General features: G+C 66.1%; 16 protein-coding genes. 6 read left to right on the top strand and 10 right to left on the bottom strand.

The window, feature by feature from the left end:
- Positions 1-2: 2 nt before the first annotated feature.
- Both RR928_RS20635 and RR928_RS20640 read right to left on the bottom strand, forming a co-directional pair.
- Positions 3-1,202: an efflux RND transporter periplasmic adaptor subunit gene (locus RR928_RS20635; protein WP_332538284.1), complete on the bottom strand. Its 1,200-nt coding sequence runs from the start codon at positions 1,200-1,202 to the stop codon at positions 3-5.
- A 504-nt stretch (positions 1,203-1,706) separates the two neighbouring features.
- Positions 1,707-2,177: a cupin domain-containing protein gene (locus tag RR928_RS20640; RefSeq protein ID WP_332538283.1), complete on the bottom strand. Its 471-nt coding sequence runs from the start codon at positions 2,175-2,177 to the stop codon at positions 1,707-1,709.
- A 246-nt stretch (positions 2,178-2,423) separates the two neighbouring features.
- Between RR928_RS20640 and RR928_RS20645 the strand changes: the two genes are divergently transcribed.
- The 5 genes from RR928_RS20645 to RR928_RS20665 all read left to right on the top strand — a co-directional run bounded on the left by RR928_RS20645 (position 2,424) and on the right by RR928_RS20665 (position 8,445).
- Positions 2,424-2,774: a hypothetical protein gene (locus RR928_RS20645; protein ID WP_332548464.1), complete on the top strand. Its 351-nt coding sequence runs from the start codon at positions 2,424-2,426 to the stop codon at positions 2,772-2,774.
- A 121-nt stretch (positions 2,775-2,895) separates the two neighbouring features.
- Positions 2,896-5,013 (top strand): TonB-dependent receptor, encoded by a 2,118-nt coding sequence (locus RR928_RS20650; RefSeq protein ID WP_332684039.1) that lies wholly within the window; start codon positions 2,896-2,898, stop codon positions 5,011-5,013.
- Positions 5,013-5,750 carry an ABC transporter ATP-binding protein gene (locus RR928_RS20655; protein ID WP_332548468.1) on the top strand — a complete coding sequence of 246 codons (738 nt, stop codon included), beginning with the start codon at positions 5,013-5,015 and terminating at the stop codon, positions 5,748-5,750. Before RR928_RS20650 ends, RR928_RS20655 begins: the two co-directional genes overlap by 1 nt.
- Complete coding sequence (locus RR928_RS20660) at positions 5,747-7,159, top strand: DUF3526 domain-containing protein (RefSeq protein WP_332684042.1); 1,413 nt, start codon at positions 5,747-5,749, stop codon at positions 7,157-7,159. Before RR928_RS20655 ends, RR928_RS20660 begins: the two co-directional genes overlap by 4 nt.
- On the top strand, positions 7,156-8,445 hold the full coding sequence (locus tag RR928_RS20665) for a DUF3526 domain-containing protein (protein WP_332684044.1): 1,290 nt from the start codon (positions 7,156-7,158) through the stop codon (positions 8,443-8,445). The genes RR928_RS20660 and RR928_RS20665 overlap by 4 nt, the downstream gene beginning before the upstream one ends.
- Before the next feature lie 112 nt (positions 8,446-8,557).
- Here the strand turns inward: RR928_RS20665 and RR928_RS20670 are convergent, their stop codons facing one another.
- The 5 genes from RR928_RS20670 to RR928_RS20690 form a co-directional block, all read right to left on the bottom strand.
- A complete protein-coding gene (locus RR928_RS20670) occupies positions 8,558-8,965 on the bottom strand; it encodes a GFA family protein (RefSeq protein WP_332538274.1) in 408 nt (135 codons plus the stop codon).
- Positions 8,966-9,166: 201 nt separating this feature from the next.
- Entirely contained in the window at positions 9,167-9,634 is a 468-nt protein-coding gene (locus RR928_RS20675; RefSeq protein ID WP_332538272.1) for an RDD family protein, read from the bottom strand.
- Positions 9,635-9,946: 312 nt separating this feature from the next.
- Positions 9,947-11,716 carry a DEAD/DEAH box helicase gene (locus tag RR928_RS20680; protein WP_332538295.1) on the bottom strand — a complete coding sequence of 590 codons (1,770 nt, stop codon included), beginning with the start codon at positions 11,714-11,716 and terminating at the stop codon, positions 9,947-9,949.
- Between the two features lie 195 nt (positions 11,717-11,911).
- On the bottom strand, positions 11,912-12,874 hold the full coding sequence (locus tag RR928_RS20685) for a Bug family tripartite tricarboxylate transporter substrate binding protein (RefSeq protein WP_332548473.1): 963 nt from the start codon (positions 12,872-12,874) through the stop codon (positions 11,912-11,914).
- Positions 12,875-12,965: 91 nt separating this feature from the next.
- Positions 12,966-13,490 (bottom strand): carboxymuconolactone decarboxylase family protein, encoded by a 525-nt coding sequence (locus tag RR928_RS20690; RefSeq protein ID WP_332548474.1) that lies wholly within the window; start codon positions 13,488-13,490, stop codon positions 12,966-12,968.
- Between the two features lie 94 nt (positions 13,491-13,584).
- On the opposite strand from RR928_RS20690, the gene RR928_RS20695 reads away from it, so the two are divergent.
- Complete coding sequence (locus RR928_RS20695; RefSeq protein ID WP_332538267.1) at positions 13,585-14,529, top strand: LysR family transcriptional regulator; 945 nt, start codon at positions 13,585-13,587, stop codon at positions 14,527-14,529.
- A 17-nt stretch (positions 14,530-14,546) separates the two neighbouring features.
- Here RR928_RS20695 and RR928_RS20700 read toward each other — a convergent pair whose 3' ends face one another.
- The 3 genes from RR928_RS20700 to RR928_RS20710 all read right to left on the bottom strand — a co-directional run.
- Entirely contained in the window at positions 14,547-15,542 is a 996-nt protein-coding gene (locus RR928_RS20700; RefSeq protein ID WP_332538265.1) for a Bug family tripartite tricarboxylate transporter substrate binding protein, read from the bottom strand.
- Between the two features lie 44 nt (positions 15,543-15,586).
- A complete protein-coding gene (locus RR928_RS20705; RefSeq protein WP_332538264.1) occupies positions 15,587-15,922 on the bottom strand; it encodes an NIPSNAP family protein in 336 nt (111 codons plus the stop codon).
- On the bottom strand, positions 15,919-17,331 hold a 1,413-nt coding region (locus tag RR928_RS20710), incomplete at its 5' end, for an FAD-dependent oxidoreductase (protein WP_332684048.1). The genes RR928_RS20705 and RR928_RS20710, both read right to left, overlap by 4 nt.

Genomic DNA, 17,331 nt, shown 5'->3' on the forward strand with positions numbered 1-17,331 from the left:
CGTCATTGCGGTGGCGGGCCGCCGCGCATGCCGCCCTTGGCCGGTGCGGCCGCGCCGTCGCCCAGCACCACCTGCTCGCCCGCGGCCAGGCCTTCGGTGATCTCGGCCGTCACATTGTTGTTCAGCCCGACCTTGACCGCGCGCGGCTGGGCGCTGCCCGCGGCATCGAGCACGCGCAGCGCCGTCGTGCCGTCGGCGTTGCGTGCGCCCAGCGCGGCAGAAGGAATGGTGACCACGCCCTTGGCCTCGGCGCGCACGATGTAGACCTGGGCCGTCATCGAGATGCGCAGCTTGCCGTCGGGGTTGGGCACGTCGAACAAGCCGTTGTAGTAGATGGCCGTGGCCGCGGCGGTGCTGGCGGCGGTGCTGGCCGCCGTGGTCTCGGTGAGGATGGAATCGGGCGCCGGCTCGACCGCGCGCAGCGTCGCCTGGTAGCGCTGGTTGGGCTCGCCCAGGATGGTGAAGGACACCTTCTGGCCGGGCTTGACGCGCGTCACATCGGCCTCGGAGATCTGCGCCTTGACGGTCATCGAGTCGACCCTGGCCAGCTTGATGATGGTGGGCGCCGCCTGGTTGGCATTGACGGTCTGGCCTTCCTGGGTCACCAGGGCCACGACCTGGCCGTCCATGGGCGCAACGATGCGCGTATAGCCCAGGTTCACCTTGGCGGTGTCGGCGGCGATTTCCGCCTGGCGCAGCTGCGCCTGCAGCGCGTCGATTTCCGCCAGCGTCGCGCGGTAGGTCGCCTCGGCGCTTTCCAGATCGGCCTGCGGGCCGGCGTCGGCCGCGCGCAACTGCTGCTGGCGGCGGTAGGCCTGCTCCACCTGCGACAGCGACGCCTGGCGCGCGCGCAGATTGGCGCGCGCCGTGGCCAGCGCCGCCTCGGCATTGCGCACGGTGTTCTGCTGGGTCAGCGAGTCGATCTCGGCAATCAGCTGGCCGGCCTTGACGTTGTCGCCCAGCGCCACCTTGAGCGACTTGATCTGGCCCGACACCTGCGCGCCCACGCTCACCTGCTTGAAGGCCTGCAGCGTGCCGCTGGCCAGCACCGTGTCCTCCAGGTCACCGGTGACGGCGGCCGCGGTGATGAAATTGCTCGGCGGCTTGGCGGGAAAGAACTGCCATTTCGCGAACGCCGCGGCGGCCGCGCACAGCACCAGGGCGATCACTATGCGCTTGCTTGTTTTCTTGGAAATGGGCATGGGAAGTGCGGTTCATGGTGGCGGCTGGCGCCACGCGACGAAGCCCGTGCCTGCAGCAGGCCGTGCACGGGCGGTTGACCGGAAAGCGTGCCCGGACTTGTTGCGCAGTCCGTGGCATGCAGCCTGCGCCATGGAGGTCATCCATGGTGAAGCGCTTGGGTGGGGGCTGGTGCACGCAGGGCGCGCACCGGGCTGCACTGATTCTAGGGCAGTTACGCGTTTACCCTGAACGGGACTGGCTGAGCTTCACGACGCTCGAAGGCGCACACCAGCGGCTCGAAGTCGCTCGCGCCCGGCCAGTGCGCCAGCGTGTTTGCGTCCGCGCGCGTGCAAGCCCTGGTCAACCGCTTTGTCGGCCGGGCCCAGCATGCTGGCCGGCAGCTGTTGCTTGCACGCCGGCAAGGCAAGCGCCTGTCGGAGCTGGCCGCCGACGTGAGCATGGACAGCCGGTCTTCGCCAGGCTCGCTGCCGATACAGGTTCGCCTGCGGCGATCGGCTTGGCGTTCAGGTCTTGCTGTCGCGCTGCGCCGCAGCCGCGACCTCTTCGGCAGGCCAGGCGGCGGGCTTGGGCACCTCGCAGGGCGCGTCGGTCTCCACCGTGCCGAACAGCGCCGGGCCCACGATCTCCAGGTATTCCATGTCCGGCGAATAGTCGAACAGGTAGTGGCGTATGCCCGGGCGCTGGTGCACGCAGTCGCCGGCCGCCACCAGTGTCACCTGGTCTTCGTACATGAACTTCGCCCAGCCCTTGGTCATGAGCACGATCTGGAAGTCGGCGACATGCCGGTGCCAGCCCGTGCCTTCCTCGGGCGGCTTGTTGGCCTTGACCAGGTGCGCGATCACGCGGCCATGGGTGGCGTCGGCCACCCCCAGGTCGCGGTAGAGAAAGAAATCTCTCAGACCATCGGAACGCCACGGATTCTCACCCGCCTTGACGTGGGAAAAAAGGGTGGCTTCTTCGCTGCGTGCAGTCATGACGGTGGCCTTTGCAGAGATTCAACGTGGATGAACCGGCCGGCTGGGGCCCGGGGACCTGATGCCAATATGTGCGTCCACCGGGCTTTGGTCAAGAAACGCGAATGGCCGAACAATTCATCAGGGTTTTCCAGAAGCCATCGGAACATACGCGGATGGGCGCGGGCGTCAGCCGACAAGCCGCGTCGTTGTCGGCGCTATAATTCGGATGTTATATCATCACAATTCATAGAAGCCCGCCTGCCGATGCCACGTCCCGGTCCCCCTGCCCTGCGCTGGATGCTGGCCATCGCCATGGCAAGCCTGCTGCTCGCCTGGCCGTTGCATCAGGCGCAGCATGCGAGCGAGCCGGCCCGCGCCGCGGCGCAGGCGGGCACAGGGGCGGGATCGGCGCCACCGGGCCATGAGGCGCCGGCGGCGGCCGCCGATGCCTGTCTCTGGTGCCTGTTCCATGCGCAGCATCTGGCGCCGGGCGGCACGCCTCCCGGATTGCGCTGGCATGCCGAAGCCGATACGCCGCCCATCCGCTTGTCTTCGGGCTTGCCGCAGCGCCACTGTTCGCTGGCCGCCCATCCGCGCGGCCCACCGCCGGCCTGAGCCGCGCTGACCTGTCCTTTTTCTGCGCTGACACCGTGCCGCGCCCTGCATTTGGCATGGGGCCGGGCCGCGCCTGCGCGCGCCGCCCCGCCCCATCGCCTTGCCCCTTCATAGAATCACCATGACCTCCCTGCCCATTTACCTGCGCGGCGCCGCTGCCTGCCGCCTGCCCGCCGCCCCGCTGAGCGCCTGCGCGCTGGCGATCACGCTGATCGGCCCGGCCCAGGCCCAGGCCCAGGCCTCCGCCACGCTGGACGCCATCGAAGTGCGCGAAACCACGGGCCCGGCCACGCGCACGCCGGGCGAGCGCGCGGCCATCACGCTGGCCCCCAAGGCGCTGCCCGCCACCGTGCAGCAGCTCAACCAGGAAGACATCGCCAGCACCAATGTGGGCCGCGACATCTCCAACGTCTTTCGCCGTGTGCCGGGCGTGCTGGCCAACAACATCGACCAGGGCGAGACCGGCAACGGCTTTCGCATGCGCGGCTTCGCGACCCAGGGCACGCATGGCGCCGATACCGCGGTGCATGTCGACGGCGTGCCGCAGAACATTCCTTCGAGCCAGGGCGGCGCGGGCCACGGCCCGGTGTTCCTCGAGTGGCTCCATGCCGAGATGATCGACGGCATCGACATCATCAAGGGTCCGATCTCGGCGCTTTATGGCGACCAGAACCGCGCCGGCGCGGTCGATATCCGCACCAGGGACGGCGGCAGCGCCACGCCTTCGAGCATCAGCGTGGGTGCCGAGCGCTACGGCCTGCGCCGCACTTCGCTGGTGCTGTCGAACCGCTTCGCCGCCATCGATTCGTTCTTCGTTGCCGACATCTACCGCAACGACGGCTACCGCTTCGCCTCGCATACCCAGCGCGACAGCTTTTCCTGGAAGCTGTCGACCACGCACGCCGACGCGCGCTACAGCCTGCGCGTGACACGCTATGTCGCCGACTTCGAGGCCGCCGGCTATCTGCTGCTGCCGCAGATCGAGGCCGGTCTGGACCCGCGCTCGACCCAGGCCGGCAACCCGGGCTTCGGCAGCGCACGCCGCAGCAGCATTGTCTTCAACCGCGCGCCCGCCGAAGGCGAGCAGGGCTGGTTCGCGACCGGCTATGCGGAAAGCTTCGAGCGCACGCGCGCCATCACGGTCAACGCCACGCAGCACACCGTGGGCGCGGACGACCGCAATATCTTCGGCGCGCGCGTGCTGCACAACAGCACCTTTGGCCAGGCCGCGCTGGCGCTGGGCGCCGAGCTGCGCCAGGACCGGGGCGACGCTTCGCGCCGCATGTTCACAAACCGCGTGCCCACGGCCAACTATGTCAATGCCCAGGAACTGGACCTGCTGACCTATGGCCTGTTTGCCCAGAGCCAGTGGCGGGCCGGCGAGACCGTCAAGCTCAGCGCCGGCGCGCGCTATGACCGCTTCGACTACGACATCCAGAACCTGAAATTGCCGGACGCGAGCACCGCGTACAGCAAGGGCGTGTTCACGCCCAAGCTCGGCGCCTCGTGGTCGCTGATGCCGCAGCTCGAACTGTTTGCCAACGTCGCCGAAGGCATGCGCTCGCCCTCGGCCGAGCAGATCAGCAGCAGCGGCGCCACCGGCCCGCTGGGCGCGCGCGGCGGCGTCATCAGCCAGGTGGCGCCAAGCAAGGTGCGCTCCTATGACCTGGGTTTCACTGCAGCGCCCGCGCCGGGCTGGACGGTCTCGGGCGCGGCCTACTACATCCTCAACTCGGACGAGATCGTGGGCCAGGCCGACGGCTCGTTCAAGTCCGTGGGCGACACCACGCGCAAGGGCTTCGAGCTGGAGACGCGCTGGCGTGCGACGCCGGCAACCAGCATCTACGCGAGCCTGGGCAAGATCCTGCAGGCCAAGGTCAACAATCCCGCGGCCAACGCGGGGGCCAAGCTGTCGATTCCGGCCACGCAGCTCAAGGCCGGCGTCCAGCACAAGCTGCGCCTGGGCGCGGGGCAGCTCACGCTCGATGCCGATGCCTATCTGATCTCGGACATTCCCTACTATGTCGGCACGCCTGCCACCCAGGAACGCCGCATGCCGCTGTACACGCGCTACGACCTGCGCGGCACCTATGACTGGGGCCAGACGCAGCTGTCGCTGTATGCCACGTTCCAGCCGCAGCGCCATGGCACGGAGATCGCCTATGGCAGCGCCGCGGGCCTGATGGTCTCGCCCGTGCCGCGCACCACCGTGGGCGCCAGCCTGCGCTATTTCTTCTGATGCCCGCCACCCCTGCCCTGCAGGCGCGCCGCCTCACCATTCGCCGTGGCGCGCGGGTGACGCTGGACGCACTGGACCTGGCCGTGCCCCGTGGCAGCGTGTATGCGCTGCTGGGGGGCAATGGCGCGGGCAAGACCACCACGCTGAACGCGCTGCTGGGCTTCGTGCCCGCGGCGTCGGGCCAGGCACTGGTCGATGGCATCGATGCCTCGCGCCAGCCGCAGCAGGCGCGCGCGCGCCTGGCCTATCTGCCCGAAAACGTGGCGCTGTATCCGTATATGTCGGGCGCCGAGAACCTGCGCTATTTCTGCAAGCTGTCGGACATCGCGCTGGGCGCCGCCCAGGCGCGCGCGCTGCTGGCCGCCGCCGGGCTGGCCGCGCCCGCGCATGACCGGCGCGTGGCCGGCTACTCCAAGGGCATGCGCCAGAAGGTGGGTCTGGCGATTGCCCAGGCGCGCCAGGCCAGCGCCATGCTGCTCGACGAACCGACTTCAGGGCTGGACCCGGCCGCAGCCCATGAATTCACGCAAAGCCTGCTGCTGGCCAAGCGCGCGGGCATGGGCGTGCTCATGGCCACGCACGACCTGTTCAACGCGCTGCAGGCGGCGGACCGCATCGGCATTCTCAAGGAAGGCCGCCTCGTGGCCGAGTTCGATGCCCGGGATGTGGACCAGGGCGAACTCGAGCGCATCTATCTCCAGCACGCGCGTGCTCCCGTGCAGGGAGGCGCTGCATGATTGCCGCAATCACCGCTATCGCCACCAAGGAACTGCGCGCGCTGCTGCGCGACGGCCGGCTCTGGGGGCTGGGCACGCTGCTGGCCTTGCTGCTGCTGGCGGTGCTGGCAGCGGGCGCGCACCAGCGCCAGCAGGCCGAGCAGGAGCGGCGTGCGGTTGAAACCACGGCGCGCCAGCAATGGGACCACCAGGGCGACAGAAACCCGCACCGCGCCGCGCATTTCGGGCTCTATGCGTTCAAGCCGCGCTCGGCGCTGTCGGGCCTGGACGCCGGCATCGATGCCCAGGCCGGCCAGGCGCTGTGGCTGGAGCCGCACAGGCGCAATCTGGCAATGTTCGCGCCGGCCGCCGACGCCGCGCCGTCCATCGGCCTGGGCGACTTCAACCCGGCATTCGTGCTGTACGCGCTGGTGCCGCTGCTGGTGCTGGTGCTGGGCCATGGCAGCGTCACGCAGGAGCACGAACTCGGCACCTTGCGCATGCTGCAGGCCTGCGGCCTGCCAGCCAGCACCTTGCTGCTGGGAAAATGGCTGGCGCTGGGCATTGGCGTGCTGCTGGTGCTGTTGCCCGTGCTGCTGGCCGGCGGCTGGCTGCTGGCCGCCGACCAGGGCGCGCTGCAAGCCGGCTTGCTGCTGCTGGCGCTGCTGCTCTATTACGCCCTCTGGGCCGCGATCACGGTGCTGGTGTCGGCGCTGAGCCGCAGCTCCCGCGCCGCGCTGCTGGTGCTGCTGGCGCTGTGGGTGGGCGCGGTGTTCATCGTGCCGCGCCTGGCGGCGTCAAGCGTCGCGCAGCGCGCCGCGTTGCCCACGGGCGAACAGTTCTGGTCGCGCATCCACCATGACATGGAGCACGGCCTGCCCGGCGACGGCAGCGCGGCCCAGCGCCTGCAGGCCTTCGATGCACAGCTGCTGGCACACAACGGCGTGGCGCGCCTCGAAGACCTGCCGTTTGGCGCCAACGCCCGGCGGCGGCTGTTCCGCGACGCCTACGCCACGCGCGTGCACGCCCTGCATTTCGCGCAGCTGTGGGAAGACCAACTGGCCCAGCAGCGCCGGCTGCGCTGGACCGGCGCCGTCACGCCCTATGCGGCGATGCGCGCGATCAGCAGTGCGCTGGCCGGCACCGACCTGGCGCACCGCCGGCATTTCGAGGAAGCTGCCGAGCAATACCGCCAGCAATACACCACCCTCATGGACGAATGGGATATGAACGCCACCCGCGGAGTGACTTCTTTTGAAAGCCGGTATGGCGGCAATGCCCAGTGGCAGACCATGCCGCAGTGGCGCTATGCCGCGCCCGGCGTGGAATTTGCGCTGCGCAACAGCGTTGCCGACTGGGGCATTCTTTCGGCCTGGCTGGTGCTGGCGCTGGCTGCGCTGTGCTGGAGCGCACGCAGGCTCACGCCATGAGCTGGCCGCGCCGCCACCATTGGCAGGCCGAAGGCCTGCGGCTGCGCCGCCAGCCTCTGGCCTGGATGGCATTCAGTGCCTTGTTTCTGGTGCTGCTGGCGTCGGCGATCGCGGTCGGACTGGACGCGCGCGCCTGGCGTGCGGCCGCGGCGCAGGACGCGGCGGTCTTCACGGCGCAACGGGCGCAGGCCGCGCAGCGCCTGCAGCCGCCCGGCCCGGCCAATGCCATCGCCACCTACCAGCTGGGGCGCGGCGAACTCGGCGGCACGCGCATGCCGGTGCGCGCCGGCCTGGCGCTGGGCGTGCAGCGCCTCGACGTGCTGCCCGCGCGCCTCAAGGCTTCGCTAGACAGCCGGCATGTGGACGCGCGCGATCCGGGGCCGCTGAGGAATCCGCTGCTGACCGAAAGCGGCCTGCCCGGCCTGCCGGCCATGGTCGCGCTGCTGGTGCCGCTGGTGGCCTTGCTGCTGTGTGCAGGCTGGCTGCAGGAGGAGCGTGAACAGGGCCGCCTGGGCCTGCTGCGCGTGCAGTCGACCCACGGCATGGCGCCGCTGCTGATCGCGGCGCTGGGCTGGCGCCTGCTGGGCCTGTGGGCCGTGACCGCGGCCGCAACCCTGCCTGCGCTGGCGCTGGACCCGGGGGCGAGCCTGGCGGTGGCCATGCAATGGCTGGGCGCGCTGGCCGCGTTCTGCGCGCCGTGGGTGCTGCTGGGCGGCTTGCTCAGCTGCCTGCCGGGTTCGGGCGCCACGGCCATGCTGGCCGCGCTGGGACTGTGGCTGGCGCTGACGTTTGCCGTGCCCGCCGGACTGCTGCTGCTCGCCGAGCAGCAGGCGCCCACGCCGTCGCGGCTGCAATCGATTGTGGCCATACGCGCAGCGCAGCACGACAGCGAAGAGCGCGAGCAGGCGCTGGCCCAGGCCTGGTATGCGGCCCATCCCGAAATCGCGGCGCAGCTGCCCGCGGTCTGGCCGGCAAGCTTTGCGGTCCGCGCGCTCGACCAGGATCTGGCCCTGGAGCCGCTGAGCGTGGAGCGGGCCGAAAGCCGTATCGCACAGGCTGAATTGCTGTCCCGATGGTCATGGCTGTCGCCCGGGCTGGCGCTGGTGCTGATTGGCGAGGCACTTGCGGGAACCGATGTCCACAGCCATGTGCGCTATCTGGCGCAGGTCGAGGCTTTCGAGCAGCGCTGGCGCGACTTTCTGCTGCCCGCGGTGATGGCACGCCAGGGTCTGAGCGCCGCGCAGCTGGCTGCGCTGCCACGCCCAGGACCCGTGGCCGCGCCTTGATGGCTGTCCCCTGTTCCCGCCAACTCCTCTTGCCGCAACAGCTGGACCGGCACCACTGCCCCATCTGCGCGCCGCCCTGCCCGATCAGGGCTGGCCGCACATGGCTTTTGCATCACGGTTGGCCGGCGTAAGCCTCGTCGACCCCGGCAAGCGCCACCCATGGCCGACGCCGTATCGTCCAAATCTCCCGCTGTGGCGTGCCCAGTTCGGCGCGTTGTTTCAGAACGCCGGTGCGCAGGGAGTAGGCCTGCGGATTCTCCACGGCGCAGGCATAAAGCGGGCTGCCACAGTTTTCACAGAATGCAAGAATCCGCTGGTTGCCGCTGGCGGCGGTCTTTACAAAGGTGCGAGGCGCGCCTTTCAACAGCTTGAACCCGGCCGCAGGGGCCGAGATATTGGCTCTGAATGCCGAGCCCGAGTGCGTCTGGCAGTCGAGGCAATGACAGATCGTCACGCTGCCTGGTTGAACCTGCGCCTCGAATTCAATCGCGCCGCATTGGCATTGGCCTTCTACTTTCATATGGTTCCTCGGTTCACAGGTCTGGCCCCAGGGCCGCTTCTGGCCGATGGTACCCCCATGGCTGCTGGCGGCCGACTCACTGTGCATTGCAGTCACACGCAGCGGCAAAGCGCTGCCTGCGCAGACCGGCAGACCACGCGGTCGTGGTTTCGTGCGGGCCGCAGGCACGATTGCTTTGCTGCCTGCGCCGATTATGTGGTTTCAGTGACTTTGATCGAATGTGACCGGCCGCGGCTTGCGGTTTTTCTGGCGAACCACCACTGTGCCGGCGAGCTTGTCATGCCAGCCTTGCTTGCGGCCGTCAAAAGCGACCCAGAAAATTCCCAGACCCAATGGCAAACCTGAGAGGAAATAAGCCAGATAGCGGCCGATGAACTGTCCCGTGGATGGCGCCGCACCCGTCTTGGCATCTACGATTCTTGCCGATATTGCCATTTTCCCCGGAGTGGCTTGTTTTGCCACCCAGAAAACAAGCACTGCGACCATGGGGAAGACCCAGGAAAGCAAAAAGTCCATGGGACCTTTGACCATGCTTGCACCCTCCCAATAGGCATCGCCATAGAAAGCCGTCAGCAGCGGCCAGATGACGATTCCGATCAGAATGGTATCTATCAGTGACGCGCCGACGCGCGCCCAGAAACCCACGTACTCCAACTCTTCCGCTTCCATTGAAACTCCTCTGATTAAGACCTGTTGTGATTTTTTATGGGGCGACCCGGGTCGTTTCAATCCACGGCGCATTGGCTCGCAAAAACCAAGCAGGCATAGCCTGCCAATCGCGTGCATTCATCGAGCTCTTGGTAATAATCAGTGTAACCCTGGATTAATGTGCGATCCGGTGAAATGCCGCTGATTTGCGCGTGCATAGCGCTGGTTGCTGGCTGCCGCGCTGGAATCGCTTCATTGGCCGATAGCGGCTGGCACTATCGGCCACTTTGAAGCGGCCTGCCCGAAGTTCGCGAGCCCTGCCGTCCCCGGAAGTCAGATGGACGGTGCGGCAAAGAGCGCCTGCGCAAAGGCCCCAGTGCCTGCCACGGTAAGCACCAGCTTCTGCGTGGCCCGGGTGGCAGCCACGTAGAACAGCTTGGCCTCGTCCGCAGGCTCTTCGCCATGGCGCGGCATCTGGCCGACTCCTGCGACGGCCACCACGGGAAATTCCAGTCCCTTGCTCGCGTGCATGGTCATTACCTTGATGGTGTCGGCCAGTGGGTCGAAGTCTCCCGAGCGATGGCGCACGCGATGGGGCATCTTGCGCTGGCTCAACGCGGCGGCGCATTGATTCATCGACTCATGATCGCGGCACAGAATGGCCATGTCGCCCCAGGCGTGGCCTTCCTGGTGCGCAGAGGCAAGAAGCTCGGCAATCTTGGCAGGTTCGTCTCTTGGCGTCGGCAGGCGCACGATCAGCGGCTCCTGTCCATCGCGGCCGCAACTGATGGGCTGCACCATGGGCACGCCGTCATCGTCCTGGGCATCGGGCTGCAGGAACTCCGCAGCCACACGATTGGCCACTTTGAGGATTTGTCGGGTATTGCGATAGTTGATCTTCAGAATGGTGGTCCGGCCCGAAGCCTGGATTCCCACGCTCTTGAAACTGAATCCACGCGCCTTGCTTTTGCCGTAGATGTTCTGCGCGCTGTCGTACAGGACCAGCAAGCTGTTGGTCTCAGGATCGACCATCTGGGTGACCAGCTTGAGCCATGCGGGTTGAAAATCGTGGCCTTCGTCGACCATGACCGCTTGGTACTGTCCGGACGGAATCTGTTGGCGATCGACGCCGCGGATCACATACTCGACCATCTGATCGAACATGCCCGCTCCCTGCGCGGGCAGCGCCTGCCCGTAAGCCACCAATTGCTGGCGACACCACTTGTGGAAGTTGCGCGCGTGCACGCGGTCGGCCAGGCCCTTGGCCGTGCACCAGGCATTCAACTTCACCGCCAAGGGTTCGTTGTAGCAAAGCACGAGAATGGGCTTGGCTGACGGCGCCTTGGCCAGGTGCTCGGCACGATAGCCGAGGATCATTGTCTTGCCGGAACCGGCAACCCCATGGATGACACGATGCCCATCGCCCAGGCTGCGCGCGAGCTGCTCCTGCTGCAGATCCATGACGCGCATGATGTCCGGCAGCTCATCCGCGTCATCCGGCAGAAGGCTGCCTTGCACGGGAACCCGTACCTGGGGAAACATGATCCAGCGCACGCGCTCCATTTGCGGCACCGAAATGACCTTGCCGAATGCGTGAGGGAACATGTTCCACAACCGCTGCTGAAACACCTCCGCATCGACGGACTCCAGCATCTCGTCCTTGCAGATGACGAGATGGCCATCAATCGCCTGGTTCAGTCCCGAATCGTCAAACTGCTTGCGCGTGATATTGGTAAAGACGACGCCACTGCCCCAGGGGAATGACAGCTTTCCCGTATGCGGCCCATCTGTCTGTATCAGTTGCGGATCACGCTCCAGCGCATTGACGACCTGAATGGCGCAGTGCCTGGCCTGGGCCGCCGGGCTCATGACGACTTTGGGACGGCCCTCGACGGTCAGTGTCCACGCCTGCCTGGTAGCCTGCTGAATCGTATCCAGCCGCCAATCCTTGGTTTCGAGAATCAGAATGCCGCGGCGCGCATGGATAACGACAAAATCAGGGTGTGTTTGCTTGGGACCAATGGGAACGTCATACCAAAGCATGTAGTCTTCATCGAGCTTTTGCTCCAGCCGCTCGGCCAGGCGGCGCTCGCCCGACGTCATACGGCCAGCGCAGGTTCCCATTGCAGGAATCAGTACTGCCACTTTTATGTTCTCCTCTTGGTGCAATCGAGGATAACTCAAGCATTTGCCGGTATTGGGTCGGATGGGCGATTATTTCGGAATATTGCGCGCGATTGAGCTTATGTTCACCCCACCCGGCAATGGATTTTGGCGTAAATCCATTGTCGGGCCAGGTCAGTCCAGCTGAATATCCAGCGCCTTGATCAGCGGCCCCATTTTTCGCGCCTCCGATTGAATGAAAGCGGCAAATTCCTCGGGCGTGCCCGCGACCGGTTCCGAGCCGATTTCCAGCCATTTCGCCTTGAAGCCAGGGTCGGCAAAAATACTGCGCAGTTCAGTGTTCAGCCGTTTGATGACGGGCTTGGGCGTGCCGGCGGTCGTCGATATGCCGTGCCAGGCGTAGTACTCGAACTGCGGGTAACCCAGCTCGGCAATCGAAGGCACGTTGGGCAGCAGCGGGGATCGCTCCTTGGTGGTCACGGCCAGCGGCCTGAGCTTGCCCGACTTGATGTGCGAGATGGAGCTGCCCAGGATGTCGAACATGCTGGTGATCTGGCCGCCCATGAGATCGATCAGCGCCGGGCCCGCGCCCTTGTAGGGCACATGGGAAAGATCCACCTTGGCCGTGTCCTTGAACAGTTCCGCGCCCAGGTGCTGCGGCGAGCCGTTGCTGGCCGAGCCGAACGTGGCGCGGTTGTCCGGGTTCTTGGCGAACTTCACATAGTCCTGAAAGGACTTGATGGGGCTTTTCTCGGAAACCTCCAGCACCAGCGGGAACTTGGAGATCTGAATGACCGGCGCGAGATCCTTGATGGGGTCGAAATCGAGCTTCTTGTACAGATACTGGTTGGCCGTGAGGTTGCCGCTGGCGGCCAGCAAAATGGTGTAGCCGTCCGGTTTGGCCTTGACCACCTGGGACGTGCCTATGTTTCCGCTGGCCCCGGCCTTGTTCTCGACAATGACGGGCACGTTGAGCTTTTGCGATAGCGGCGTGGCAATCAGGCGCGCCATCAAGTCGGTGGGGCCGCCCGGCGGGTATGGCACGATGAAAGTGATGGCCTTGGCAGGCCAGGCATCCTGTGCGCCGGCCGCCATGGGCAAAAGCAGGGCCGCAGCCCAGGCCAGTTTCCTGATCATGATGTTGTCTCCTCGTTGGTAGTCTTGTAGGCGCGTGCAAAAAAACCTGGCGCGGCGACGCCTCTTTGGGCGCTCCTTGCGCGCTGCCCCGTCAACGCGCGTCGTGGGAATGGATCTGAAACGCTTCGAGAAAGCGTGAAACCATGTTGTAGGCCGCCACGGTGGCGGTGATTTCCACCAGCTGCGCGGGCGCATACAGCGCCTTGACGGCGTCGAACACCGCGTCGGGCACCTGGATCTGGCGCGTCATCGCGTCGGTGTAGGCCAGCACGGCCTGCTCGTTGGCATCGAACAGCGCGCAGTTGCGCCATTCGCCCAGCGCGTCGAGCTTGGCCTGGGAAACCCCTTCCTGCAGCGCGATGGGCGCATGCTGATCGGCTTCATACGGCGCGTTGTTCAGCAGGGCCACGCGCATGATGATGAGCTCGCGCAAGGCGCCCGACAGCGCGGTTTTCTGGCGCACGGCCGTGAGGTAGTTGAGCCAGCCTTCGGCCAGCGGCGCGCTGTGCATCAGCATCTGGTACAGATGCAGAATCTCGCCGCGCTCGGCGACGATGCGCTCGGCCAAAGGGCGCACGGCTTCGTTGTTGCAATCTGCGTAAGGGATACGTGCCACTTGCCTGCTCCTGGTGCTTGGGACAACCTGGATGCTAGGCACTTCGCATATATTTCTGAAATTCTTTCTATCTATTGATTTATATTTAAAAAGAATGAATATCTCCCCCAGGCAATTGCGCATGTTCCTGGCGCTGAGCGAGTCGCTCAACTTCAGCAAGACGGCCGAGCAGCTGTTCATGACGCAGCCTTCACTGAGCAAGGTGATACGCGATCTCGAGGCGACGCTGGGCCTGGCGCTGTTCGAGCGCACCACGCGCAGCGTCCGGCTCACCGCAGGCGGCGCGCAACTGGCGACGATTGCGCGCACCATCGTCGGCGAGTACGAAGCCGGCCTGCAGCGCATGCAGTCGTCGGCGCAGCAGGCTGCCGTACAGCTGTCGATCGCGGCCTGGCCCTCGCTGGCCCAGGTGGTGTTGCCCGAAGTGTGCGCGGCACTGGAGCAGGCCATCAATGCACCAAGGATCACCGTGCATGACTGCGCCAACAGCCTGTGCATAGAACGTCTGCTGAACCATGAAGTGGACTTTGCGCTGGCATCGGTCGCGCCCTCGCATCCGGACCTGCAATACCAGGAACTGCTGCGCGACCGGTTTGTGGTGCTGAGCCACGGCAAATGGCGTGAACAAGTGCCCCACCGTATTGCGCTGGAGCAGCTGATGCACCTGCCGCTGATCACGCTCACGGACGCCAGCACGGCGATGCGCTACATGAGCGCGGCCTACCTGAACCGCGGCATCGAGTACCGGCCGAAGATGCAGGTGGAGCAGATGGCGACCGTGGTCGCGCTGGTGAAGAAAGAGATAGGCGTGGCCGTGCTGCCCTACCTGGGCAGCAAGACCATTCCCAGCATCAACGAACTCCGGATCTCGGAAATCTCCGACGGGCCGCTGCGCTCGGTAGGCATCGTGACGCGCCGCCTGGGCACGGCCACGGCCATCGCCACCACCGCGATGCGGCAAGTGCAGGCCGTCAGCCAGACGCTGATCCAGCAGAACCCGGGCTGGATTCTGCCGCCCTTGCCTGCCAGAAGCGGCTGACGGCAGGCGCCTGCACCTCAGTCGACGACGAGATTGCGCTCCTTGATCAGCGCCGAAAGCAGGCGGGTTTCCGCGGCTATCGTCTTGCGGAAGGTCTCGGCATCCTGCACGATGGGCTCGGTGCCCAGGTCGGCAAAACGCAGCCGGACATCGGGCTGGAGCATGGCCTTGGCAATCTCCTTTTCCAGCCTGGCGGTGATCTCGGCGGGCACGGCGGCCGGGGCAAAGACGCCGAACCAGTTGCCCAGCTCCACCCCTTTGATTCCCAGCTCCGTCAGCGTGGGCGCATCGGGGAAGAACGGCGAGCGCTTGGCGCCGGTGACCGCAAGCAGACGGGCGCGGCCTTCGCGGATATGGGCGATTCCGCTGGCGGGATCGAAGTAGTAGTCGATCTGGCCGGCCAGCACATCCTGCAGCGCCGGCGCCGCGCCCTTGTAGGGAACATGCACCACGTCGACATGCGCCTGCTGCTTGAACAGCTCGCCCACCAGGTGCATCTGCGTGCCCGCACCGCCTGAGCCATAGCTGAGCTTGCCCGGCGCGGCCTGGGCCATGGCCACCAGTTCCGTGGCCGTCCTGGCGCGCAAATCCTTCTTGACCACCAGATAGAGTTGTGCATGGCCCAGGCTGGCAACGGGGCGCAGATCGCGCTCGGGATTCAACGCAGGCCTGAACAGGAAAGGATTGGCGGTCTGCACCGAGATCGGCGCCACCATGAAGGTATAGCCGTCGGGCGCAGACTTGATGGTTTCTGCGGCGGCAATGTTGCCGCTGGCGCCGGGCCGGTTGTCCACCACCACCGGCTGGCCCAGCGATTTGCCCACGGCGGCGCCGACCACGCGCGCCATCACATCGGTCGAGCCGCCGGCCGGGAAACCCACCACCAGCCGTATGGGTTTGGCGGGCCACGGGGACTGCGCCAGCGCCGCGCCGCCGGCCTGCAGGCTCAGCGCCAGCGCCGCGGCGCGCAGCAAAGCGCGGCGGGAAGGAAGAATGCAAAAGGAATGGGTCATGGCTTGTCTGCGTCGTTTGAATAGAAATGGCAACGTTGGCGGCGTCACGGGCCGGGAGTCCAGCCAGGCATCTCGGCCCTGCGTATCAGCCGCGTTTCCTGGGCGGTGATCAAATGTGCCGACGCCGCCAGATAGGCAGGAAAATCAGGATGCAGGTCGCGTGCGCGGCTGCGGCGCTCGTAGTCCGCCAGGTCGTCGTAGGCCCACAGATGCACGAACTGGTTCTGCGGCCCCACCATGCTGGTGAAAAAGCCCAGCGGCTGACCCAGCGTCTGCAGCAGCACCGGCATGGCCAGCCGGTTGAACACCTCGGTGAACTCGGGCATGCGGCGCAGCGCAATGGTGTAGACGCGATGGTCTATCAAGGCTTTGCCGTTCATGCGCCGGCCCTGCCTTGGAGCGCCAGGTCGGCGATATGGTTGGCCGTGACGTAGCCAAAAGTCATGTTCGGCCCATGGGTGATGCCGGCGCCGGGGTAGTTGCCTCCCATGATGCTCGCGCGGTCGTTGCCGACAGCGTACAGGCCGTCGATGGCCGAGCCGTCATGCCGCAGCACGGCGCCCGTGACGCTGGTGCGCACGCCATCAAAGGTGCCCAGATCGCCCATCACCACCTTGACCGCATAGAACGGTCCATGCTGGAGCGGACCCACGCAGGGATTGGGCTGGTGTTCGGCGTCGGCAAGGTAACGGTTGAATGCCGTGCTGCCGCGGCCGAACGCCGGGTCCTGACCATGCACGGCAGTGCGGTTGAAAGCCTGCACCGTAGCCTCCAATCCCGCCGGATCTATGCCCGCCTTTTGCGCCAGTTCGGCTAGCGTTCGGCCCTCGAGCAGATAGCCGTTGCGCAAGAAACGCCCTATGGGCATGGGCGAAGGCTTCACATAGCCCAGTCCATATTTGGCAAGCGTGGACTTGTCGCAGACCAGCCACATGGCCGTCTGCGCGAATCCCGCGCAGGCCGCGACCATGGCAGCCCCCACATCGTGGTATGAATTGGATTCGTTGGTGAAGCGCAGGCCGTTCTCCAGCACGCCGATCACACCCGGCTTGTAGCGGTCCAGCAGATGCGGAAACACGCCGACTTCGCCAGCGCCGAGATCGACCCGGCTCACGGGCATCCAGGCAGCCGCATCCTTGAGGCGGATGTCCACCGCCGCGCCCGCCTCCTCGGCCATATTGACGCCGTCACCCGTGTTGCCCAGCGGCGTGGGCGACAGATGCGCATGGCCGCGCCGCAGATGCGGATAGGCCTGGGCGATGCGCTTGACATCGTGCGGAAATCCGCCCGCAGCCAGCACCACCGCCTGGCGCGCAACGAAGCGCCGCTCACCGCCCGCGTCCACCGCCAGCAGGCCCACGGCGCGGCCGCCGTCCATCAGCACCTGGCTGGCACGGGTGCTCGTCAGTATGGGAACGTCCAGGTCCAGCGCCGACTGCGCCATGCGCGCGGCCAGTGCGTTTCCGCTGGTCACGTTGATGCCGCGCCGGTACACCAACAGCTCCTTCATGTGCGTAGCCAGGCGCCGCGCGACATACAGGAACGATGTCAGCGACTTGGTGGCGCGGAAGAAGTGCTGCAGGTCGGCATTTGACGAATTGAACATCATGCCCATGAAGGTGATGGTCTTCAGCGGCCGCTTGAGCCGGGACATGTTCTTGCCCAGGCCGCGGATGTCATAGGGCTTGGCCAGGATGGAGCGGCCGATGTCGACACCCCCCGGCGCATCGGGGTGGTAGTCGGGATAGCGTGTCGGCACGAACTGCATCGCCGTCTCGCGCTCGAAGAA

This window comes from Comamonas sp. (assembly GCF_036666375.1).
Lineage (GTDB): Bacteria > Pseudomonadota > Gammaproteobacteria > Burkholderiales > Burkholderiaceae_C > Comamonas.